The sequence below is a fragment of the Rhodocyclaceae bacterium genome (assembly GCA_020248265.1).
In the GTDB taxonomy this organism is placed as follows: Bacteria; Pseudomonadota; Gammaproteobacteria; order Burkholderiales; family CAIKXV01; genus CAIKXV01.
The window spans coordinates 90,450-113,863 of record JADCHX010000019.1 but is presented as its reverse complement, the minus strand read 5'-3'; the positions used below and the strand labels follow the sequence as shown (position 1 = coordinate 113,863).

Below are 23,414 nucleotides of genomic sequence, written 5' to 3'. Positions count from 1 at the left end.
TAATCTACTGCAATGCAGGAAGCCGGGCGGCAACGGTGACGACTGTTGTGTATCTCTTTGTGTCGCCCTGTGGCACCGGGCGGGCTGCCGTGCGCCGTGTTCTCGGACGCTGGCGGCCGTACAATAGGCTGTTGGTGCCTCGCCGAACGCCCGACCGGGCTGGCCTGCCGGGTGCCGCTTGACCATGGTCAAGGCTGTCTCCGGGGCGCTCGCTTAGATTGTCTTCCCGGGCGGGTGCGCCCGCAGCCTTCTCCGCTTCGCACGCTCCGCTCGCCGGCCATCCGTCGGGCAACAACAGGGCCAATCCAGATGAAGATTCACGAGTACCAGGGCAAGGAAATCCTGCGCAGGTTCGGGGTGCGCACGCCGCGCGGCATACCGGCATTCAGCGTCGACGAGGCCGTCAAGGCGGCACAGGAACTCGGTGGCAAGGTCTGGGTGGTCAAGGCCCAGATCCACGCCGGGGGCCGGGGCAAGGGTGGGGGCGTGAAGGTGGCGAAGTCGATCGACGAGGTGCGCAGCCACGCCACCGCGATCCTCGGCATGCAACTCGTCACCCACCAGACCGGGGCCGAGGGCCAGAAAGTGCGCCGGCTGCTGGTGGAAGAAGGCGCAGACATCCAGAAGGAGCTCTACCTGGGCATGGTGGTAGACCGTGTCACCCAGAAGGTGACGCTGATGGCCAGCTCCGAGGGGGGCATGGACATCGAGGAAGTGGCCGAGCACACGCCCGAGAAGATCCACAAGGTGTTCATCGATCCGGATACCCGCCTCACCGATGCCGACGCGGACGACGTGGCAGCGAAGATCGGCGTGCCGGCCGGCTCGATCCCGCAGGCGCGCACGATCCTTCAGGGCCTGTACAACGCATTCTGGGATACCGACGCCAGCCTGGCCGAGATCAACCCCCTGATCGTCACCGGCAGCGGCGACGTGATCGCGCTCGACGCCAAGTTCAACTTCGACTCCAACGCGCTGTTCCGGCACCCGGACATCGTTGCCTACCGCGATCTCGACGAGGAAGACCCGGCCGAGATCGAGGCCTCGAAGTTCGACCTGTCCTACATCTCGCTCGACGGCAACATCGGCTGCCTGGTGAACGGCGCCGGCCTGGCGATGGCGACGATGGACGTGATCAAGCTCTACGGCGGCAGCCCGGCCAACTTCCTGGATGTCGGCGGTGGCGCGACCACCGAGAAGGTGACCGAAGCCTTCAAGATCATGCTGAAGAACCCGAACCTGCAGGCGATCCTGGTGAACATCTTCGGCGGCATCATGCGCTGCGACACCATCGCCAACGGCGTGGTCAGCGCCGCGCGCGAGGTGAAGCTGTCTGTGCCGCTGGTGGTGCGCATGAAGGGCACCAACGAAGACCTCGGCAAGAAGATCCTGGCCGAGTCCGGCCTGCCGATCATCACCGCGAACAACATGGCCGAGGCTGCCGAGCGCGTCGTCGCCGGTGCCAACGCGCACGCCGCCAGGAAATAAGGGACCTTCCGATGAGCATCCTGATCGACAAGAACACCCGCGTGATGACCCAGGGCATCACCGGCAAGACCGGCCAGTTCCACACCAAGATGGGCAAGGAATACGCGAACGGCGCCAACTGCTACGTCGCAGGCGTGAACCCGAAGCGGCCCGGCGAGAAGTACGAAGGCATCCCGATCTTCGGCACCGTGAAGGAAGCGAAGGCACAGACCGGGGCCAACGTCAGCGTGGTCTATGTGCCGCCGCCGTTCGCCGCCGAGGCGATCTGGGAAGCGGTCGACGCCGACCTCGACCTCGTCATCTGCATCACCGAAGGCATCCCGGTGCGCGACATGATCGTGGTACGCGACCGCATGCGCAAGCAGGGCAAGAAGACCCTGCTGGTCGGGCCGAACTGCCCGGGCGTGATCACGCCCGACGAGATCAAGATCGGCATCATGCCCGGCCACATCCACAAGAAGGGCCGCGTCGGCGTGGTGTCGCGCTCGGGCACGCTGACCTACGAGGCGGTCGGGCAACTGGCCGAACTCGGTATCGGCCAGTCGAGCTGCGTCGGCATCGGCGGTGACCCGGTCAACGGCATGAAGCACATCGACGTGATGCGCCTGTTCAACGACGACGCCGAGACCGATGCGGTGATCATGGTCGGCGAGATCGGCGGCTCGGACGAGGAAGAGTGCGCGCGGTGGATAAAGGCCAACATGAAGAAGCCGGTGATCGGCTTCATCGCCGGGGTCACCGCACCGCCCGGCAAGCGCATGGGCCACGCCGGCGCGATCATCTCCGGCGGCAAGGGCACGGCGCAGGAGAAACTCGCCATCATGGAAGAGTGCGGCATCAAGGTGACCCGCAACCCGTCGGAGATGGGGAAGCTCCTGAAGTCGGTCATCTGACTTCACGCATCACTGCGGTTGCGACAGACAGAGGTTCACATGCAGGAGCAGGACGAAGGCGCGGCGAGCCATTCGACGGGAGGCGCCCCTGGCGCCTCCTCCCCGGATGCCGGCAAGGGCAATGCCACCCGCAGCGGTGCGGGTGGTGCCGGTGGCGTGGTGGCCGAGGTCCGGCCGATCAGCTTCCGTGGCGGACGCGGCAATCGGCCGAAGGGCCGAGCGGTCGATCCGCAGGCGCTGCAGCAGGTGCGCGAACTGCTCGGCTGCGCGCCGCGCGATCGCGATCTGCTGATCGAGCACCTGCACCTGATCCAGGACCGCTACGGACACCTGTCCGCGCCGCACCTGGTGGCGCTCGCCGCCGAGATGCGGATGGCTCCGGCCGAGGTGTACGAAGTCGCGACTTTCTATCACCACTTCGACGTGGTGAAGGAGGGCGAGGACGCGCCGCCGCGGCTGACCGTCCGGGTCTGCGATTCCATCAGCTGCGAGCTGGCCGGATCGAAGCGGCTGATCGATAACCTGAAGAAGACCGTCGGCCGCGAGGTCCGGGTACTGCACGCACCCTGCCTCGGCAGATGCGAGGTTGCGCCTGCTGCGGTCGTGCACCAGAACCCGATCGCCCACGCCACCGCCGAATCGGTGCACAAGACCATCCGTGCGAATGCGCTGCGCTGCCCGGCGCCCGCGGTGGTCGACTACGATGCCTATCGTGCCGCCGGCGGCTACCGGCTGTTCGCGGAATGCGTCAGCGGTGCGCGCGACATCGAGTCGGTGATCAAGGCCATGGAAGACTCGGGGTTGCGCGGCCTCGGTGGTGCCGGCTTTCCCGCCGGCCGCAAGTGGCGCATCGTGCGTGCCGAACCCGCGCCGCGCCTGATGGCCATCAACATCGACGAGGGCGAGCCCGGCACGTTCAAGGACCGCTGGTACCTCGAGCGAGACCCGCACCGGTTCCTCGAGGGCATGCTGATCGCGGCCACCGCCTGCGGCGTGGGCGGCATCTGGATCTACCTGCGCGACGAGTACCACGGCATTCGCGAGATGCTGGAACGCGAGCTGGCGAAGCTGAAGGCCGATCCGCCGTGGGGACTGCCCCCGATCCACCTGCGGCGCGGTGCCGGCGCATACATCTGCGGTGAAGAATCGGCGATGATCGAGTCGATCGAAGGCAAGCGCGGCATGCCGCGCCTGCGGCCACCGTATGTCGCGCAGGTCGGTCTGTTCGACCGGCCGACCCTCGAGCACAACATGGAGACCCTGTACTGGGTCCGCGACATCGTCGAGAAGGGTGCCGGCTGGTTTGCCGGGCACGGCCGGCACGAGCGCAAGGGGCTGCGCTCGTTCTCGGTGTCGGGCCGGGTGAAGAAGCCGGGCGTGCACCTGGCACCGGCCGGCATCACGGTGCGCGAACTGATCGACGAGTACTGTGGCGGCATGCTGCCGGGGCATGCGTTCTACGGCTACCTGCCGGGGGGCGCATCCGGGGGCATCCTGCCCGCCTCGCTCGGCGATATCCCCCTCGATTTCGATACCCTGAACGCCTACGGCTGCTTCATCGGCTCGGCTGCGGTGGTGGTGCTGTCCGACAAGGATCGCGCAGCCGACGCCGCACGCAACCTGCTGGCGTTCTTCAAGGAAGAGTCCTGCGGCCAGTGCACCCCCTGCCGTGTCGGCACGGCCAAGGCGCTCGACCTGCTGCGCCAGCCCAAATGGGATGCACCGCTGCTCGAGGAACTGTCGCAGGTGATGGCCGATGCCTCGATCTGTGGCCTGGGCCAGGCTGCGCCCAACCCGATCCGCTGCGTGATCAAGTACTTCCCGGAAGAACTTCGATGAACATGATGTCAGAGCCGGTCGCCGCGCGCGACGAGGTCGAGTTCACGCTGAACGGCCGCACGGTCACCGCGTTCGCCGACGAGACGCTGATCGAGGCCGCCGACCGGCTGGGTGTCGAGGTGCCGCGGCTGTGCTACAAGCCCGGCATGCGTCCGGACGGCAACTGCCGGGCCTGCGTGGTCGAGATCAAGGGCGAGCGGGTGCTGGCGCCGTCGTGCTGCCGGTCGCCGAAGGCCGGCATGGAAGTCGAGACCGCCAGCCCGCGCGCGCTGCAGTCGCAGAAGATGGTTCTGGAACTGCTGCTGTCGGACATGCCGGCGAAGGCCCATACGCTCGATTCCGAACTCGACCAGTGGGCGCGCAAGCTCGACATGGGGCTGCCCCGCTTCGCGGCGCGGCCGAAGGTTGCGTCCGACCTGTCGCATCCGGGCATCGCGGTCAACCTCGACGCCTGCATCCAGTGCACCCGCTGCGTGCGTGCCTGCCGGGAAGAGCAGGTGAACGACGTGATCGGCTATGCGTTCCGCGGCGACCATTCGAAGATCGCGTTCGACCTCGACGACCCGATGGGCAACAGCAGTTGCGTTGCCTGCGGCGAATGCGTGCAGGCCTGCCCGACCGGCGCACTGATGCCCGCGCGCGAAGTCGGCCTGCAGGTGCCTGACAGGCAGGTCCATTCGGTCTGCCCGTTCTGCGGCGTCGGCTGCCAGCTCACCTACAACGTCAAGGACAACCGGATTCTCTCGGTCGACGGTCGAGACGGCCCGGCGAACCATGAACGGCTGTGCGTGAAGGGCCGCTACGGTTTCGACTACGTCCACCACAAGCAGCGCCTGACCACGCCGCTGATCCGCCGCGAAGGCATCGGCAAGCATGCCGATTTCACGATGGACCCGGGCAACCCGCTGTCGGTGTTCCGCGAGGCTACCTGGGAAGAGGCGCTCGACCTCGCGGCATCGAAGCTGAAGTCCATCCGCGACACGTTCGGCCGCAAGTCGCTGGCCGGCTTCGGGTCGGCCAAGGGCACGAACGAGGAGGCCTACCTGTTCCAGAAGCTGGTGCGCACCGGCTTCGGCAGCAACAACGTCGACCACTGCACCCGCCTGTGCCATGCGTCTTCCGTGGCCGCGCTGCTCGAAGGGCTGGGCTCGGCTGCCGTGTCGAACCAGGTCAACGACGTGATCCATGCGGACGTGGTTCTGGTGATCGGCGCCAACCCGACGGTGAACCATCCGGTGGCCGCGACCTGGATCAAGAACGCGGTGAAGAACGGTACCCGGCTGATCGTCGCCGATCCGCGCCGCGGCGAACTCGCGCGCCATGCGACCTGGACGCTGCAGTTCAAGGCCGACACCGACGTCGCCCTGCTCAACGCCATGATGCACGTGATCGTGCACGAGGGGCTGGTCGACGAGGGCTTCATCGCCTCGCGCACGCTCGGCTACGATGAGCTGAAGAAGAACGTCGAAGGCTACAGCCCGGAGGCCATGGCACCGGTGTGCGGCATCGACGCGCAGACCATCCGCGAGGTGGCGCGCGCCTTCGCCACCTCGAAAGGGTCGATGATCCTGTGGGGCATGGGTATCTCGCAGCACGTGCATGGCACCGACAACGCACGCTGCCTGATCGCGCTGTGCCTGATGACTGGCCAGGTCGGCAAGCCGGGCAGCGGGTTGCATCCGCTGCGCGGACAGAACAACGTCCAGGGCGCGTCCGATTCGGGGCTTATCCCGATGGTGTACCCCGACTACCAGTTCGTCGACGATCCGAAGGCGCAGGCCAAGTTCGAGAAACTCTGGGGCGTACCGCTCGATCCGAAACGCGGGCTGACCGTGGTCGAGATCATGAACGCTGCGTTGCGCAAGGAGATCCGCGGCATGTACGTGATGGGCGAGAACCCGGCGATGTCCGATCCCGACCTCAACCATGCCCGCGAGGCCCTGGCCGGGCTCGACTTCCTGCTGGTGCAGGAGATCTTCCTCACCGAGACCGCCTACCTCGCCGACGTCGTGCTGCCGGCATCCGCCTGGCCGGAGAAGGACGGCACGGTGATCAACACGGACCGCATGGTGCAGCTCGGCCGCAAGGCGCTCGACCTGCCGGGCGACGCGAAGGAAGACCTGTGGATCATCCAGCAGCTGGCGAAGCGCCTCGGGCTGGGCTGGAACTACGGACATGTATCGGACGTGTTCAACGAGATGCGCCAGGCGATGCCCAGCATCGCCGGCATCACCTGGGACCGCCTCGAGCGGGAGAGTTCGGTCACCTATCCGTGCATGGAGGTGGGAGACCCCGGGCAACCGACGGTGTTCATCGATCGCTTCCCGACCGCGACCGGCAAGGCGAAGTTCGTGCCGGCCGACGTGATACCGGCCGACGAACGCCCGGACGCCGAGTTTCCGATGGTGCTGATCACCGGTCGCCAGCTCGAGCACTGGCACACTGGGGCGATGACCCGGCGTGCGTCGGTGCTCGACGCGATCGAGCCGGATCCGGTCGCCCTGATGCATCCGCTCGATATCGACGCCTTCGGCGCGAAGCCCGGCGACGTGGTCACCGTCGAGTCGCGCCGCGGGAAGATCGCGCTGTATGCCCGGGCCGATGACGGCACGCCGCGCGGCGCCGTGTTCATCCCGTTCTGCTACCACGAGGCCGCGGCGAACCTGCTGACCAATGCCGCGCTCGATCCGTTCGGCAAGATCCCGGAGTTCAAGTACTGCGCGGTGCGCGTGAGCGCCGGAGGCACGCTGAAGCCGGCATCGACGTTCGGCGCCGGGCAGGTGATGGCAGGGCAGGCCGAAACCGCCTGAGGTACCCCGGCAGGAGCGGTGGCCGGGCGTGACCTGCGGCCGCGAGGCCGCGCCAGCCGGGGAATTGACCATGGTCAAGGTTCCGCCCGCGGGCACCGGCCTATAGTCCGGCGGCGACGCGGGCAGGCCGCGCTCAACCGTATCGAGGGGAGACAGCATGTCATCGGATATCGAAATCGCCCAGAAGGCGACCATGCAGCGCATCACGAAGGTCGCTGCGAAACTCGGCATCGCCGAGGAACACCTCGAGCCCTATGGGCACTACAAGTCGAAGCTGTCGATGGCGTTCATCGACAGCCTGCAGGACAAGCCCGACGGCAAGCTGATCCTGGTCACCGCGATGAGCCCGACGCCGGCCGGTGAAGGCAAGACCACCACCACGGTCGGCCTCGGCGACGCGCTCAACCACATCGGCAAGAAGGCGATGATCTGCCTGCGTGAGCCCTCGCTCGGGCCGGTGTTCGGCGTGAAGGGCGGCGCGGCAGGCGGTGGCTACGCGCAGGTCGTCCCGATGGAGGACATCAACCTGCACTTCACTGGCGACTTCAATGCGATCGCTCTGGCCAACAACCTGCTGTCCGCGCTGATCGACAACCACATCTCGCACGGCAACGAACTGGGCATCGACATCCGCCGCATCACCTGGAAGCGGGTGATGGACATGAACGACCGGGCGCTGCGCGACATCACCGTCGCGCTGGGCGGCACGGCGAACGGCTATCCACGCGAGGACGGCTTCGACATCGTCGTCGCCTCGGAAGTGATGGCGATCTTCTGCCTGTCGCGCTCGGTGAAGGAACTGAAGGAGCGCCTCGGCAACATCGTGTTCGGCTACACCCGCGACGGCAAGCCGCTGCGCGCACGCGACCTGAAGGCGCACGGCGCGATGACGGTGCTGCTGAAGGACCAGCTCGCGCCAAACCTGGTCCAGACGCTCGAGAACAACCCGGCGTTCATCCACGGCGGTCCGTTCGCGAACATCGCGCACGGCTGCAATACCGTGATCGCGACGAAGACTGCGCTCAAGCTGGTCGACTACGTGGTCACCGAAGCCGGCTTCGGCGCCGATCTTGGCGCCGAGAAGTTCCTCGACATCAAGTGCCGCAAGGCCGGCATCATGCCGAGCGCAGCCGTGATCGTCGCCACGGTGCGCGCGCTCAAGCACCACGGCGGCGTCGGCAAGGAAGACCTCAACAAGGAAAACCTGCCGGCGCTCGAGAAGGGCCTCGCCAACCTCGAGCGGCATGTGCAGAACGTGAAGGATGTCTACGGCATCCCCTGCGTGGTGTCGATCAACCGCTTCACCGCAGATACCGATGCCGAGATGGCACTGCTGTCCGACCGCATCGGCAAGCTGGGTGCCAGGGTGGTCGTGGCGACGCACTGGGCCGACGGCGGCAAGGGGGCGGCCGAACTGGCGAAGATGGTGGTCGATCTGTGCGACCAGCCGTCGAAGCCGACCTTCGTCTACGACGACGCCGACACGCTGTGGGACAAGGTCAAGAAAATCGCCACGAAGGTGTACGGTGCCTCCGACGTCACCGCCGACACCAAGGTACGCAACCGAATCAAGGAGCTCCAGGAAGCCGGCTATGGCCACTACCCGGTGTGCGTGGCCAAGACCCAGTCTTCTTTCTCGACCGATGCCAGCCTGCGCGGTGCCCCCAGCGGCCACGTCGTCAACGTGCGCGAAGTCCGCCTGGCGGCCGGTGCCGAGTTCATCGTGATGGTCTGCGGCGACATCATGACGATGCCGGGTCTGCCCAAGGTGCCGTCCGCTGAAAAGATCGACATCACCGAAGATGGCAAGGTGATCGGGCTGTTCTAGCCCCCGCAGGGCACCGGCGCGGGTGGTCGCGGGCGCGCGCGTTAGGTATCATCCGGTTGACAAGAAGAGACGGGGCTGCGTCAGCGGCCTCCGCTCCATCCGGCCTGCGCAGCCATCGGCGCGATGCGCTTGCGCCCTGGCCGGTGGAATTCAACAACGGGGCCTTTAGGGAGGTGTTCGGTGGAGTTCGGAAGTCCTGAGTTCTGGGTTGCGGTGCTGCAGATCATCGCGATCGACATCCTGCTGGGCGGCGACAATGCGGTCGTGATCGCGCTGGCCTGCCGCAACCTGCCCGAGAAGCAGCGCAAGCTGGGCATCATGTGGGGGGTGGCGGGTGCGATCACGCTGCGCGTGATCCTCACGATCTTCGCGGTGACGCTGCTGTCGATCCCGTACCTGAAGATCGTCGGCGCGGTGCTGCTCGCCTGGATCGCGATCAAGCTGGTGCTGCCCCAGGAGGGCGACGGCGGGCACGACATCGATGCCAGCGATTCACTGGTGGGAGCCATCAAGACCATCATCATCGCCGACCTGGTGATGAGCCTCGATAACGTGCTGGCTGTCGCCGGTGCGGCGAAGGACAGCTGGGCACTGATCGTCTTCGGCCTGCTGGTCAGCATCCCGATCATCGTCTACTGCAGCACGCTGGTCCTCAAGCTGATGGATCGCTTCCCCTGGATCATCATCCTGGGTGGCGGACTGCTGGGCTGGATCGCCGCCGGAATGGCGATCCACGATGTCGCGGTGCGTGACTGGGTCTCCAGCAACTGGCCCTGGGCGGAGTACGTTCTGCCGGCCATCGGGGCCACCATCGTGATGGCGATCGGCTGGTACCTCGCGCGCAGTGCCGCAGCCTCGAAGGCGGGAGCCGTATCCGACCTGGCGCCGGAAAAACCCGGCCACTGAGGGTATGCCCGGCCGGCGAACGCCGGCCGGGTGGATGACAGGTCTGCCGGCGCGGTCTGCCGGATCGGAATAGTTGCGTGGCCGGACGTGACAACGGCCACTGGATGGCGGTATAAAAGCGGCGGGTCGCTGATCGACCTGCAGTCCCGACAGAATCGCTGGCGCATCGCGACCGGCGGCGGGGACGCCCACGAGGAGGAGTACGATGGAAGAATCGATCCGCTGCGCCCGCAGCGTTCACGCTCGCCCGTCCCTGCGCCGCTGGGTCGCCGCGCTGTCCTCTGCGCTGGCATTCGCCGCGACGGCGGGCACGGCGCTGGCCCAGGCCTGGGAACCGACCCGCACCGTCGAGTTCATCGTACCGGCCGGCACTGGCGGGGGGGCCGACCAGATGGCCCGGTTCATCCAGGGCATCATCCAGAAGAACAACCTGATGAAGCAGTCGATCATCGTCGTCAACAAGGGCGGCGGTGCCGGGGCTGAAGGGTTCCTCGAAGTCAAGAACGCGAAGGGCGATCCGCACAAGATCGTCATCACGTTGTCCAACCTGTTCACGACCGGACTTTCCACGGGCACCTTCGACTGGACCGAGTTCACGCCGGTATCCATGATGGCACTCGACCAGTTCGTACTCTGGGTCAACGCCAAGAGCCCTGCGAAGTCGGCGACCGAGTTCATCGAGCAGGTGCGCGCCGCGGGCGGCAAGATGCGCATGGGCGGCACCGGGGCGCGCCAGGAAGACCAGATCATCACGGTAAGCATCGAACGCGCGGCCAAGGTGAAGTTCACCTACATCCCGTTCAAGGGAGGCGGCGAGGTGGCCACCCAGCTGGTCGGCGGCCATGTGGACTCCACGGTGAACAACCCGATCGAAGCGGTGGCGCAATGGCGCGCGGGCGGACTGCGCCCGCTGTGCGTGTTCGACGACGAGCGGATGCCGTACACGGCACGTGTCACCGACACGATGTCCTGGAACGACATCCCGACCTGCCGGGAAGCGGGTGTTCCTACCGACTACGTGATGTTGCGCGGCATCTTCATGCCGGGTGGCGTGACGCCGGCGCAGCGCGACTACTTCGCCGGCCTGATGCGCCGGGTGCGTGAAACCCCCGAGTGGAAGCGGTTCATCGCCGAGGGCGCATTCAACCCGACCGCGCTCGAGGGAGACGCGTTCGTCAAGTGGCTCACGCGTGCAAAGGAAGAGCACCGGGGCTTGATGAAGGAAGCCGGCTGGGTCACGAAGTAACCCGCCGGCCAGCGCTGGAGCAGCCATGACCAGACCGGAAGACGACGACACCGGCGCAGTCGGCGTGGCGACGATGGAGATCATCGTCGCGGCGCTGTTCTTCGCATTCGGTGCATTGGTGATGTTCGACAGCTATCGGCTCGGCGCATCCTGGGCGAGCGACGGCCCCGAATCGGGCTATTTCCCGTTCTACACAGGCCTGATCATCTGCGTCTCGGCACTCGTGCTGCTGGTCCAGGGGTTGCGCCAGCGGGCTCGCGTCGCGCTTTCGTTCGTCGAGGCAGGGCCGCTGCGCCAGGTGGCGCTGGTGTTCTTCCCGGCCCTGATCTACGTCGGTGGCATCCAGCTGGTCGGCATCTACGTCGCCTCCACCGTCTACATCGCGCTGTTCATGGTGTTCCTCGGCCACTACACCTGGTTGCGCAGCGGCGCAGTCGGGCTATCGGTCGGTGTGTTCGCATTCCTGCTGTTCGAGCGCTGGTTCCAGATCCCGCTGCCCAAGGGCTTCGTCGAGCGGGCGCTGGGCTTCTAGCCGGGTCGATGGCGATTACCGGGGTATCCGATGGATGAACTGCAGTCGCTGCTGCATGGCTTCGCGATCGCGCTGACCTGGCAGAACCTGATGCTGATGTTCCTCGGCATCGTCCTCGGGGTGCTGATCGGCGTGCTGCCCGGGCTGGGCGGTGCCAACGGCATCGCGATCCTGCTGCCGCTGACCTTCACCATGTCGCCGACCTCGGCGATCATCCTGCTCTCGTGCATCTACTGGGGCGCGTTGTTCGGCGGCGCGATCACCTCCATCCTGTTCAACATTCCGGGCGAACCGTGGTCGGTGGCCACCACGTTCGACGGCCATCCGATGGCGCGCCAGGGCAGGGCGGGCGAGGCGCTGACCGCGGCCTTCACCGGATCTTTCATCGGCGCCTTCTTCGCGGTGGTGATGATCACCTTCCTCGCGCCGATGGTTGCGCAGTTCGCGCTGCGGTTCGGGCCGCCGGAATACTTCGCGGTCTACCTGCTCGCATTCTGCAGCTTCGTCGGCATGGGCAAGGGGTCGCCCTGGAAGACCATAGCCGCGATGATGCTCGGCTTTGCGCTGGCCGCGGTCGGCATGGATACGGTTACCGGCCAGCTACGCATGACCTTCGGCAGCACCGAGCTGATGCGCGGCTTCGACTTCCTGGTGGCGGTGATCGGGCTGTTCGGCATCGGCGAGATCCTGCTTACCATGGAGGAAGGCCTCGAGTTCAAGGGACGCAGCGCGAAGATCAATGCGCGGGTAGTGTGGGAGACCTGGAAGCAGCTGCCCCGCTTCTGGGCGACCTCGATCCGCGGGGTGCTGATCGGCTGCTGGATGGGCGTGACCCCGGGCGGCGCGACGCCGGCCTCGTTCATGAGTTATGGCGTGGCCAGGCAGGTATCGAAGAACGGACACAACTTCGGCAAGGGCGAGATGGAAGGGGTGGTGGCGCCGGAAGTCGCCGCCCATGCGGCCGGCACCTCGGCGCTGCTGCCGATGCTGGCCCTGGGCATTCCCGGCTCGCCGACCGCGGCGGTCCTGCTGGGCGGCCTGCTGATCTGGGGGCTGCAACCGGGTCCGCTGCTGTTCGTAGAACAGAAAGACTTCGTCTGGGGGCTGATCGCGAGCATGTACCTGGGCAACATCGTCGGGCTGATCGTGGTGCTGACCACCGTGCCGCTGTTCGCGGCCATCCTGCGCATCCCGTTCTCGATCATCGCGCCGGTGATCATCGTGGTGTGCGCGATCGGCGCCTACACCGTGAACAACGCGATGCTCGATGTCTGGCTGATGATGCTCTTCGGCGTGGCCGGCTACGTATTCAAAAAGCTCGACTACCCGATGGCGCCGATGGTCCTGGCACTGGTACTCGGCGACCGGGCGGAAGACTCGTTCCGGCAGGCGATGCTGATGTCGCAGGGGAGCCTGTCGATCCTCTGGCAGAACTGGCTGGTCGGCAGCATCAGCGCGCTGGCGATCGCGCTGCTGCTGTGGCCGTTCCTGGCCCCGCTGCGGGCGAGGTTCAAGGCCAGGCCCGGGCCGGCCTGACAGCAGCCCGGGCCGCGGTCAGACCGATATCTTCCCGCGCTGCTTCAGCCGTGACAGGGTCTCGGGCGACAGGTTCAGATAGGCGGCGAGTTCCTTTTTCGGCAGTCGCTCGACCAGTTCCCCATGCTTTCGGATGAAGCGCGCCACCCGGCCCGGAGCGTCGAGCAGGTGCAGCGTGATGGTATGGGCCATCACCTCACTCATCAGCCTCATCACCTCGAACTCGAAATGTGCTTTCAGCGCAGGGAATCGCTCGATGAAGCCGACCCACTCCTCCATGCCGAGTGTCGCGGCGCGTACGGGGGTCACGGCCCGGATCGAGAACGGCATCGGCGTACCCAGCCGCCAGGCGGCGTAGCTGGTGTCGAACTCCTGCTCGCTGGCGAAGCGCAGGATCATTTCCTTGCCCTCGGCATTGGACACCACGCGCTTCAGGATGCCGTCGAGGATGAAGTACTGTTCCATGCTCACCGCGCCCTGGCACTCGAGCAGTTCGCCTTTGCGGCAGTCGATCACCGACAGCAGCGGCTCGAGTTCGGCCCAGGCCTCGAGGGGCAGGGCGCCGAGGAGCAGATTCTGGCGCAACTGGAGCCGGATCGCGGCCGCGTGGGGGTGCCTGGCTACCGTCGTCATCGCGTCGTTCGCTGCAATGCAGCGAAAATACTCCGTTCGGTAATGCCTGAGTATAGACCGGCGCGGCGACGGTTCTTGACCGTGGTCAATGTATTCCGGGCGTTTCAGAACCTACAGTCCGCGCCTATCCCCGGCGGACTCGACGCCGGTCCGTGCAGACCCGCAACCGTCGACGGCTGCGGGTGCCTTGCGGCCGCGAGTTCAGTCGCCGCCGCAGGGAAACCGGGCGTGGCCATGAGCGCCTCATTCCAGTCACGTAACCTCTCCTGAGGAGGACGCCTCCATGGGCACCGTTGAACCGCAAGTCTCCGCCCCGGCGGACGTACCGCAAGCCGAACAGATCGACGGCTTCCACCTGGTCATCGAAGCGTTGAAGCTGAACGGCATCGATACCGTGTTCGGCCTGCCGGGTATCCCGATCACCGACCTCACCCGGATGCTTCAGGCGGAGGGAGTGCGCGTGATCTCGTTCCGGCATGAACAGAATGCCGGCAACGCTGCGGCGATCGCCGGCTTCATGACCCAGAAGCCCGGCATCTGCCTGACGGTATCGGCGCCGGGCTTCCTGAACGGCCTGACGGCGCTCGCCAACGCCACCACCAACTGTTTCCCGATGATCCTGGTCAGCGGCTCGAGCGAGCGCGAGATCGTCGACCTGCAGCAGGGCGACTACGAGGAAATGGACCAGCTGGCCATCGCCCGGCCGCTGTGCAAGGCGGCGTTCCGCGTACTGCATGCCGAGGACATCGGTGTCGGCGTGGCCCGTGCGATCCGCGCGGCGGTGTCCGGCCGTCCCGGCGGGGTCTACCTCGACCTGCCGGCGAAGCTGTTCGCGCAGACCATGGATGCCCAGGCTGGGCGGCGTTCGCTGATCAAGGTGGTCGATCCGGCGCCGCGCCAGATCCCGGCGCCCGATGCCGTGCAGCGTGCGCTCGACCTGCTGAAGGGCGCGAAGCGGCCGCTGATCCTGCTCGGCAAGGGTGCGGCCTATGCCCAGGCGGATGCCGATATCCGTGCGCTGGTCGAGAAGACCGGCATTCCCTACCTGCCCATGTCGATGGCGAAGGGACTGCTCCCGGATACCCACGAGCAGTCGGCCGCAGCTGCGCGGTCGTTCGTGCTGCCCGAGGCTGACGTGGTGATGCTGGTGGGCGCGCGCCTGAACTGGCTGCTGTCGCACGGCAAGGGCAAGACCTGGGGCGGCAAGTCGCACAAGGACGCGGGTGGGCAGAAGTTCATCCAGATCGACATCTCGCCGCAGGAGGCCGACAGCAACGTCGCGATCGACGCACCGCTGGTCGGGGACATCGGCTCGTGCGTGTCGGCGTTGCTGGCGGGCATGGACAGCGGCTGGCAGAAGCCGCCGGCGGAGTGGCTGTCGGCGGTGGCCGACCGGAAGAACCGCAACATCGCGAAGATGGCCGAGACGCTGGCGAAGGATCCTTCGCCGATGAACTTCCACAGCGCGCTCAACGTGGTACGCGACATCTTCAAGGCGAACCCGGACGCGATCATGGTGAACGAGGGCGCCAATGCACTCGACTTCACGCGCAGCATCGTCGACATGTACAAGCCGCGCAAGCGGCTCGACGTCGGCACCTGGGGCGTGATGGGGATCGGCATGGGCTTCGCCGTGGCGGCCGCCGTGGTCAGCGGCGAGCAGGTCATCGCGATCGAGGGTGACAGCGCGTTCGGCTTCTCCGGCATGGAAGTCGAGACGATCTGCCGCTACAACCTGCCGGTGTGCATCGTCGTCTTCAACAACAACGGCGTCTATCGTGGCACCGACGTCAATCCGTCGGGCAGCGCCGACGTGGCGCCTACCGTGTTCGTGAAGGGCGCGCGCTACGACAGGCTGATGGAGGCTTTCGGCGGCACCGGCGTCCATGCGACGACGCCGGCCGAACTGCGCGCTGCGATGGAAGAAGCCGTCCGTTCGCGGCGGCCGACCCTGATCAATGCGGTGATCGACGAGACCGCTGGAACGGAAAGCGGACGCATCACCAGCCTCAACCCGTCAGCCGCGAAGAAGAAGTAAATCGTGGAACATGGGGTCAGGTCTTGAGTTTTGCATCACAGATGCAAAACTCAAGACCTGACCCCCGCACAGGAGGTGACATGCAAGCCCTGAAGGACGTTCGAATTCTCGACATGACCCATGTGCAGGCGGGTCCCACCTGTTCGCAGTTGCTCGCCTGGATGGGGGCCGACGTGATCAAGTTCGAGCCGCCGCAGGGTGACGCGACGCGCGGTCAGCTGCGTGACGTGCCCGGTGCCGACAGCCTCTATTTCACGATGCTCAACTGCAACAAGCGTTCGATCACCGTGAACATGAAGACCGCCGAGGGACGGCAGGTGTTCACCGACCTGCTGAAGACCTGTGACATCGTGATGGAGAACTTCGGTCCGGGCGTGCTCGACCGCCTTGGCTTCACCTGGGAAAAGGTCCACGAGATCAACCCGCGTATCGTCATGGGGTCGATCAAGGGATTCGGTTCCTCCGGTCCGTACGCCGACTTCAAGGCCTACGAGAACGTGGCGCAGGCGATGGGCGGGGCGATGAGCACCACCGGCGTGCCCGACGGGCCGCCGTTCGTCACGGGCGCGCAGATCGGCGACTCGGGCACCGGCCTGCACCTGGCGATCGGCCTGCTCGCGGCGCTCCACCAGCGCGACCGTGACGGCGTCGGCCAGTATGTCGAAGTCGCCATGATGGACGGCGTGATGAACCTCTGCCGCGTCAAGTGGCGCGACCACCAGCGGCTGTGGCATGGTCCGCTGGCCGAGTATTCGGTCGGTACGCACAAGGGAATGGGCGAGACGCCGCGTGCCGGCAACGATTCCGGCGGTGGCCAGCTCGGCAACGCGATCCGTTGCGCGCCCGGCGGTCCGAACGACTTCATCTACGTCGTGGTCCAGGAGGCGGTCTGGGTCGCGCTCGCGAAACGCATCGGCCCCGACCTCGGCGAACCCGGCCTCGACACCGACCCGCGCTTCTCGACGATCGACGAGCGCCGCCGCAACCAGGCCTCGATCTGGGAGATGCTCGGCGAGTTCGCGCGCAAGCACACCAAGCGCGAGATGATGGGCATCCTGAACGAGTTGAACGTGCCCTGCGGCCCGATCATGTCGACCGAGGATCTGTTCACCGACGAGCATGTGAAGGGCCGCGAGATGATGGTCGAGCTCGACCATCCGCAGCGCGGCAAGTGGTACAACGTGGGCATGCCGATCAAGCTGTCCGCGTCGCCCGCGAAGATCGAGCGTTCGCCCACGCTGGGCGAGCACACCGACGAGGTGCTGACCGCGGTGCTCGGATACGACGCGCAGAAGGTCGACGCGCTCAAGACGGCCGGTGCATTCACTGCCCCGCCGAAGAAGCCGAAATAAGACGGAGGTTGCCCCCATGAAGGTTGTGATCATCGGCCAGCAGGACTTCGGCAAGTCCGTGCTGGAGAAGTTTCTGGAGCGAGGCGACGAGGTCGCTGCGGTGTTCTGTGCCCCGGAAAAGGCGGGTGGCAGGCCTGACCCCCTGAAGGTGGCTGCGGTCGAGAAGGGCCTGACCGTGCACCAGTTCCCGTCGCTGAAGACGCCAGAGGCGGAAGCGGCGATGCGCAGCCTGAACGCGGACATCGGTGTGATGGCCTATGTGCTGCAGTTCGCACCGCAGGCTTTCGTCGGTATTCCGCGTCTGGGCACGATCCAGTATCACCCGTCGCTGCTGCCGAAGTACCGCGGTCCGTCGTCCATCAACTGGCCGATCATCCGCGGCGAGAAGAAGACCGGCCTGACCATCTTCCGGCCGACCGACGGGCTGGACGAAGGCCCGGTGATCCTGCAGAAGGAATGCGACATCGGGCCCGACGAGACGATCGGCGAGGTCTACTTCAACAAGCTGTACCCGATGGGCGTCGCGGCGATGCTCGAGGCGGCCGACCTGGTGTTCGCCGGCAAGCACTGCGAAGTGGTGCAGGACGAGACGCTCGCCACGTACGAAGGCTGGTGCCGTGACGCCGAAGCGCGGATCAACTGGGCGAGCCACGTCGACTTCACCTACGACCTGATCCGGGGCTGCAATCCGGCCCCCGGTGCCTGGACGACCCTCGGCGGGAAGAAGCTGCAGATCTTCGAGGCGCGCAAGCATGCCTACCGCACCTTCGGCGCGACGAAGGGGAAGGTCGGCGAGGTAACTGACGTGTCCGAGAACGGCTTCTTCGTCGGCTGCCAGGGCGGGCGGATCGAGGTGCTCCGGGTCAAGCCGGAGGACGGCAAGAAGATGGGTGCCGGCGAGTATGCGGCCGGCGGGGCAGTGGCTGCCGGCAGCTTCCTGGGCACCTGAACCAGGGCTCGGGACGGGCGCGCCCGCACGCGATCCCGGCGCATGCGGCGCGGGGCGTCCGTCGGATTCTTCGGTGTCGCGCCGACGAGCGGTCAGCTGCGCTGCGCGAATGCCTCGAGATGCTGGCATCATCCCGTGTACGATTCCGTACATCTGCTGTAGAACCACTGCCGGGTACCCTCCCCGATGACCGACCTTTCCACTGCGTTGACCATGGCCAGCAGCACCGATCCGGGCATGGTTCGCTCCCACAATGAAGACAGCCTTGCCATCGAGCCCGATATCGGGCTCGCGATCCTGGCAGACGGCATGGGTGGCTACAACGCCGGCGAGGTCGCAAGTGGCATCGCCGTGGCACTCATCCGCGAGGAAGTGCGCAAGGCGCTGGCTGACACGGATCCGTCCAACTCGGAGGCTTCGCCAGTGCAGCGCGCGGAACGCGTATTGCGCGAACAGTCCACCCTGGCGAACGCGTCGATCTTCCATTCGTCGCAGACCCAGCCGCAGTACGCTGGAATGGGTACCACGCTGGTTTCGGTGCTGTTCGTCGACAACCAGGTATCGGTCGCCCACATCGGCGACTCCCGGCTGTACCGTCTGCGCGGTGACAGTTTCGAGCAGATCACGCGCGACCACTCCCTGCTCCAGGAGCAGATCGACAGCGGGATGATCTCCAAGGAAGACGCGCGGCATTCCATGAACAAGAATCTGGTCACGCGCGCGCTCGGGGTCGACCCGGAGGTCGAGACCGAGATCCACAGCTACGAAGCGCTGCCAGGTGACATCTACCTGCTGTGCTCGGACGGGTTGTCCGACATGATCCCGGAAGCCGAGATCCACAGCACGCTCGACACGCTGAAGGCGAACCTGCAACTGGCGGCCGACCAACTGGTGCAGACGGCCAACGACTACGGCGGGCGGGACAACGTGTCGGTCGTGCTGGTGCAGGTGAACGGACCGTTTTCGGCCGAAGCCGGCTGGATGTCCAGATTTATGTCCTGGTTAAAATAAGGTATAACCACCTCGCCATGGCAAAATTGATTATCAGTGTGGACGGGCAGGTGCTTGACGAGGTCGACCTCGTCAAGGAGCGCACGACCGTCGGTCGCAAGCCGCACAACGACGTGCGCATCGAGAATCTCGCCGTCAGCGGCGAACATGCGGCGATCGTCACGATCCTGAACGATTCGTTTCTCGAGGATCTCGGCAGCACGAACGGGACGACGGTCAACGGCCACCCGATCAAGAAGCATTTCCTGCAGAACAACGACGTTGTCGAGATCGGGAAGTACAAGCTCAAGTACATCAACGAGAAGGCGTCCCAGGCCTCGGCCGGCGACTTCGAGAAGACCATGCTGCTGCGCCCGGCCCAGGTCGCAGCCGCCCAGCCGGCATCGGCGCCCGGCAGCCCGCGCGCCGGCGATCCGACCAGCACGCGTCCGGGTGGCTACGTCGACCCGACCGCGACCGTGCCGGGTCCGATGCCCGCGCTGTCGACCAGCGTGGTGGGCCAGCAGTCTTCGTCCCCGGCGTCTGCGCCGCCCGTCGCGCAAGGCGTCCCGCAGCCGCTGGCCGGTCTCTCCCCGGCGATGGCGCCAGCGTCGGCTGCGAGCGCATCGATACCGGCGCCGCGCCCTGCATCGCCACCACCTGCAGCGATCCAGATCCTCACGGGTCCGAGCGCCGGCAAGGAACTGGACCTCGTGAAGAACCTCACCACGCTCGGCAAGCCGGGTGTGCAGGTGGCAGTCATCACCCGGCGCCCGCACGGCTTCTTCCTCACGCATGTCGAGGGGGTGCAGTATCCGAGCGTCAACGGAAACGCGCTCGACGGACAACCGCGGCAATTGCACGATCACGACATCATCGATCTGGCGGGCGTCAAGATGGAGTTCTTCCACAAGCCCGATTGATCCGATGGCTGTGCTGCGGCCACCGCTCAAGGCCGGCGGCTGGCTGCCGATAAGCATCAACCTGGTGAGGATACGTCCCGAAGGCGCTTCGGAGCGCCGGGGATCGGTAGTATGTCTCGCTCGTGCTGTGACGGACGACACGGGGACGACATCTTCCCGGGTGGACGTTATCACAGACAAGGCAGATGTCCCGGATGAAGTTGCGCGTGCTCGGTTGCAGTGGCGGTATCGGCGGCAGTCTGCGCACGACGTCGTTCGTGCTCGACGAAGATGTGCTGGTCGATGCCGGAACCGGCGTCGGAGACCTCAACATCGAAGAGCTCCAGCGTATCGATCGGGTGTTCCTGACGCACTCCCACCTGGACCACGTGACGTCGCTGCCATTCCTGGTCGATACGGTCGGCTGGATGCGCGACCGTCCGCTCACCGTGCATGCGCTGCCCGAGACCATCGAGGTGCTGCGCCAGCATCTGTTCAACTGGAAGCTGTGGCCGGATTTCGCGCAGATTCCCGATGCACTGAATCCGTGGATGCACTACCAGCCGGTAGCTGTCGGGGAGCGGCTCGACCTGGGGCGAGGGCGCAGCATCACGCCGTTGCCGGCAAATCATGTGGTGCCTGCGGTCGGCTACCACCTCGACAGTGGTCGGGCAAGCCTGGTGTATACCGGCGACACGACGGTCAACGAGGCCCTCTGGCCGATGGTCAACCGCATCGACAACCTCCGCTACCTGATCATCGAGACCGCGTTCCGCAACCGGGAACATGACCTCGCGCGTACATCCAAACACCTGAGTCCGATGATGCTGGCCGACGAGCTCGAAAAGCTGCAGCGGCAGGTCGACATTTACATCACGCACTTGAAGCCGGGCGAGTACGAGGCCATCATGGAGGAAATCCAGTCGTGCGCGGGCCGGTTCGCCCCGCAGATGCTGCTGACGTTCCAGCAGTTCGAGTTCTGACAGCCATGATCGACATGATGCGATTCCGACCCGGGGGCAACCCACCATGAGCAGCGTTCTCGAAACCCGGCCCCAGGCGCAGGGTGGGGCGTCCGCAGCTGGCGGGGAAGTGCTGGCGGACAGGCTCAGGTTTTCGCAGGGCCTGCAGGCGGTCACGAACCGCATCCACTCCTTGAGCGAACTCGACGAGATCATGGTCGAGCTGTCGCAGGACATCTGCGCGCTGTTCGAAGCCGACCGGCTGACCATCTACGTCAGCACGGAAGACGGCAATTCGATCGTCTCGAAGGTCAAGACCGGTCTGAATTCGTTCAAGGACCTGAAGCTTCCGATCAACGAGCAGAGCATCGCGGGGTTCGTGGCGAGCACCCGGCGCGTGGTCAACGTCGCAGACGTCTACAACGACGACGAACTGAAGCGCTACAGTCCGCAGCTGCACTTCCTGAAGGAAGTCGACAAGCGTACCGGCTACCGCACCCGGCACATGCTGGTCGTTCCCATCTGCGAGTCGGTCAGGCAGGCGCAGCCGGGTGCCGGCAGCGCGGCCCAGGGGCCCCTCGTCGGCGTGATCCAGCTCATCAACTCCCGCACGGGCGAGGCATTCTCGAAGACCGCCGAGGACGGTGCGCGCCAGCTGGCCGAGACGCTGGCGATCGCGGTGCTGCAGCGGCAGAAGCAGCCGGCGTTCAAGATCCGTGGCAAGTACGACCAGCTTGTCGCGGGTGCCGTGCTGTCCGCAGACGAGATGGAGCTCGCACTGCGCTCGTCGCGGCGCAAGAACATCGATATCGAAGATGTGCTGATCGACGAATTCCAGGTCAAGGTCCCGCTGCTCGGCGAGTCGCTGGCGCTGTTCTTCCAGTGCCCCTACGAGCCGTTCCGTGCCGACCGGCTCAAGCCGCTCGATCTGCTGAAGAACATCCGGCGCGAATTCGCCGCCGAGAGCGGCTGGCTGCCGCTCGAAGAGGGCAAGGACGGCCTGGTCGTGCTCTGCACCGACCCCGAGAAGGTGCGTGGTTCGCGCCAGGTCGCCAACGTGTTCCCGAAGGCGAAGGTCGATTACCGGGTCACGACGAAGCGCGAGTTCGCCGCGACGATGAACCAGGTGTTCGGCGGCGGCGGCCCGGAAATCGCGGTCGATACCAGCTCGGTCGGCGACCTGCTCTCCGAACTGTCGGAAGAGGCCGAAGACGAGGGCTCCGCGGTTGCCGAACTCTCGGCCGCCTCCGAGAACGAAGTGGTCCGGCTGGTGAACAAGATCATCATCGATGCGTACCATCAGGGCGCGTCGGATATCCATGTGGAGCCCGGCCCCGGCAAGCAGAAGACGCTGATCCGCTTCCGCAGGGACGGCTCGCTGCACAACTACATCGAGGTGCCGGCCAGCTACCGCCAGGCGATCGCCGCGCGGTTGAAGATCATGTGCGACCTCGACATCTCCGAGAAGCGCAGGCCGCAGGACGGCAAGATCAAGTTCCGCAAGTTCGGCCCGCTCGACATCGAACTGCGGGTCGCGACCATCCCCAGTCAGGGCGGCGTCGAGGATATCGTGATGCGTATCCTGGCCGCAGGCGAGCCGATCCCGCTCGACAAGCTGGGCGTGTCGGACCACAACCTCGGCCTGCTCAAGGGCGCGATCACCAAGCCGTACGGGTTGTTCTTCGTCTGCGGCCCGACGGGCTCCGGCAAGACCACTTCGCTGCACTCGGTGCTCGGCTACATCAACACGCCCGAGACCAAGATCTGGACGGCGGAAGACCCGGTCGAGATCACGCAGCGCGGGCTGCGCCAGGTGCAGATGAACCCGAAGGCCGGGCTGACCTTCGCCACCGCCATGAAGGCCTTCCTGCGGGCCGATCCCGACGTGATCATGGTCGGCGAGATGCGCGACAAGGAAACCGTTGCGATCGGCATCGAGGCGTCCCTAACCGGCCACCTGGTGTTCGCCACGCTGCACACCAACAGCGCGCCGGAGTCGATCACCCGCCTGCTCGACATGGGCATGGACCCGTTCAACTTCTCCGACGCGCTGCTCGGCATCCTCGCGCAGCGCCTGGCGAAACGGCTGTGCTCGAAGTGCCGCAAGCCGCGGGTCGCCGGCGAGGACGAACTCACGCTGCTGCTCGACGAATACGTGCAGGAACTCCGGCAGACCGAAACCTGGAAGAAAGACCCCGAGGCGGCACGCGAGCAGGTCCGCCAGCGCTGGGTCCGCCAGTTCGGCAACCCGAAGGGCGAGATCGTGCTCCAAAGCAAGGTCGGCTGCGACACCTGCAACGGCACTGGCTACAAGGGCAGGGCGGGCCTGCATGAACTGCTGATCGGCACCGACCGCCTGAAGAAGGGAATCCAGGAACACGCCCGCGTCGCAGATCTGCTGGCGATCGCGCTCGAAGAAGGCATGCGCACACTGAAGATGGACGGCATCGAGAAGGTGCTGCTCGGCATCACCGACATCCAGCAGGTACGCGCGGTCTGCATCAAGTAAC

17 protein-coding genes are annotated in these 23,414 nt (G+C 65.8%); 16 read left to right on the top strand and 1 reads right to left on the bottom strand.

Translation table 11 applies throughout. The features are described from left to right. Positions 1 to 309: 309 nt before the first annotated feature. From sucC to ING98_16550, 9 genes are all read left to right on the top strand, one after another. Positions 310 to 1,488: an ADP-forming succinate--CoA ligase subunit beta gene (gene sucC, locus ING98_16590; GenBank protein MCA3103486.1), complete on the top strand. Its 1,179-nt coding sequence runs from the start codon at positions 310 to 312 to the stop codon at positions 1,486 to 1,488. Positions 1,489 to 1,499: 11 nt separating this feature from the next. Beyond that, the gene (sucD, locus tag ING98_16585) at positions 1,500 to 2,381 is read left to right on the top strand and encodes a succinate--CoA ligase subunit alpha (GenBank protein ID MCA3103485.1); all 882 of its coding nucleotides are present in this window, start codon (positions 1,500 to 1,502) and stop codon (positions 2,379 to 2,381) included. A gap of 39 nt (positions 2,382 to 2,420) precedes the next feature. Then, positions 2,421 to 4,220, top strand: coding sequence for an NAD(P)H-dependent oxidoreductase subunit E (locus ING98_16580; GenBank protein MCA3103484.1), 1,800 nt, complete (start codon positions 2,421 to 2,423; stop codon positions 4,218 to 4,220). Beyond that, a complete protein-coding gene (gene fdhF, locus ING98_16575) occupies positions 4,217 to 7,030 on the top strand; it encodes a formate dehydrogenase subunit alpha (GenBank protein MCA3103483.1) in 2,814 nt (937 codons plus the stop codon). Before ING98_16580 ends, fdhF begins: the two co-directional genes overlap by 4 nt. A 157-nt stretch (positions 7,031 to 7,187) precedes the next feature. Continuing rightward, the gene (locus ING98_16570; GenBank protein MCA3103482.1) at positions 7,188 to 8,858 is read left to right on the top strand and encodes a formate--tetrahydrofolate ligase; all 1,671 of its coding nucleotides are present in this window, start codon (positions 7,188 to 7,190) and stop codon (positions 8,856 to 8,858) included. A 180-nt stretch (positions 8,859 to 9,038) separates the two neighbouring features. Beyond that, positions 9,039 to 9,764: a TerC family protein gene (locus ING98_16565; GenBank protein MCA3103481.1), complete on the top strand. Its 726-nt coding sequence runs from the start codon at positions 9,039 to 9,041 to the stop codon at positions 9,762 to 9,764. A 205-nt stretch (positions 9,765 to 9,969) separates the two neighbouring features. After that, the gene (locus tag ING98_16560) at positions 9,970 to 11,010 is read left to right on the top strand and encodes a tripartite tricarboxylate transporter substrate binding protein (GenBank protein MCA3103480.1); all 1,041 of its coding nucleotides are present in this window, start codon (positions 9,970 to 9,972) and stop codon (positions 11,008 to 11,010) included. Between the two features lie 25 nt (positions 11,011 to 11,035). After that, positions 11,036 to 11,542 carry a tripartite tricarboxylate transporter TctB family protein gene (locus tag ING98_16555; protein ID MCA3103479.1) on the top strand — a complete coding sequence of 169 codons (507 nt, stop codon included), beginning with the start codon at positions 11,036 to 11,038 and terminating at the stop codon, positions 11,540 to 11,542. Positions 11,543 to 11,572: 30 nt separating this feature from the next. Then, positions 11,573 to 13,078 (top strand): tripartite tricarboxylate transporter permease, encoded by a 1,506-nt coding sequence (locus ING98_16550; GenBank protein MCA3103478.1) that lies wholly within the window; start codon positions 11,573 to 11,575, stop codon positions 13,076 to 13,078. Between the two features lie 18 nt (positions 13,079 to 13,096). Here the strand turns inward: ING98_16550 and ING98_16545 are convergent, their stop codons facing one another. Further along, a complete protein-coding gene (locus ING98_16545) occupies positions 13,097 to 13,711 on the bottom strand; it encodes a Crp/Fnr family transcriptional regulator (GenBank protein ID MCA3103477.1) in 615 nt (204 codons plus the stop codon). Between the two features lie 283 nt (positions 13,712 to 13,994). Here ING98_16545 and oxc point away from each other — a divergent pair, with 283 nt between their 5' ends. The 7 genes from oxc (at position 13,995) to tadA (ending at position 23,413) form a co-directional block, all read left to right on the top strand. Further along, a complete protein-coding gene (oxc, locus tag ING98_16540; protein MCA3103476.1) occupies positions 13,995 to 15,749 on the top strand; it encodes an oxalyl-CoA decarboxylase in 1,755 nt (584 codons plus the stop codon). Positions 15,750 to 15,829: 80 nt separating this feature from the next. Then, the gene (frc, locus tag ING98_16535; protein MCA3103475.1) at positions 15,830 to 17,101 is read left to right on the top strand and encodes a formyl-CoA transferase; all 1,272 of its coding nucleotides are present in this window, start codon (positions 15,830 to 15,832) and stop codon (positions 17,099 to 17,101) included. Positions 17,102 to 17,117: 16 nt separating this feature from the next. Continuing rightward, positions 17,118 to 18,050, top strand: a complete 933-nt coding sequence (locus tag ING98_16530; GenBank protein MCA3103474.1) for a methionyl-tRNA formyltransferase — start codon at positions 17,118 to 17,120, stop codon at positions 18,048 to 18,050. Between the two features lie 213 nt (positions 18,051 to 18,263). After that, positions 18,264 to 19,061: a Stp1/IreP family PP2C-type Ser/Thr phosphatase gene (locus tag ING98_16525; protein MCA3103473.1), complete on the top strand. Its 798-nt coding sequence runs from the start codon at positions 18,264 to 18,266 to the stop codon at positions 19,059 to 19,061. 17 nt (positions 19,062 to 19,078) lie between these two features. Further along, positions 19,079 to 19,963 carry an FHA domain-containing protein gene (locus ING98_16520; GenBank protein ID MCA3103472.1) on the top strand — a complete coding sequence of 295 codons (885 nt, stop codon included), beginning with the start codon at positions 19,079 to 19,081 and terminating at the stop codon, positions 19,961 to 19,963. A gap of 194 nt (positions 19,964 to 20,157) precedes the next feature. Beyond that, positions 20,158 to 20,925 (top strand): 3',5'-cyclic-nucleotide phosphodiesterase, encoded by a 768-nt coding sequence (locus ING98_16515; GenBank protein MCA3103471.1) that lies wholly within the window; start codon positions 20,158 to 20,160, stop codon positions 20,923 to 20,925. Positions 20,926 to 20,971: 46 nt separating this feature from the next. Then, positions 20,972 to 23,413, top strand: coding sequence for a Flp pilus assembly complex ATPase component TadA (gene tadA, locus ING98_16510; GenBank protein ID MCA3103470.1), 2,442 nt, complete (start codon positions 20,972 to 20,974; stop codon positions 23,411 to 23,413). Position 23,414: the final 1 nt, after the last annotated feature.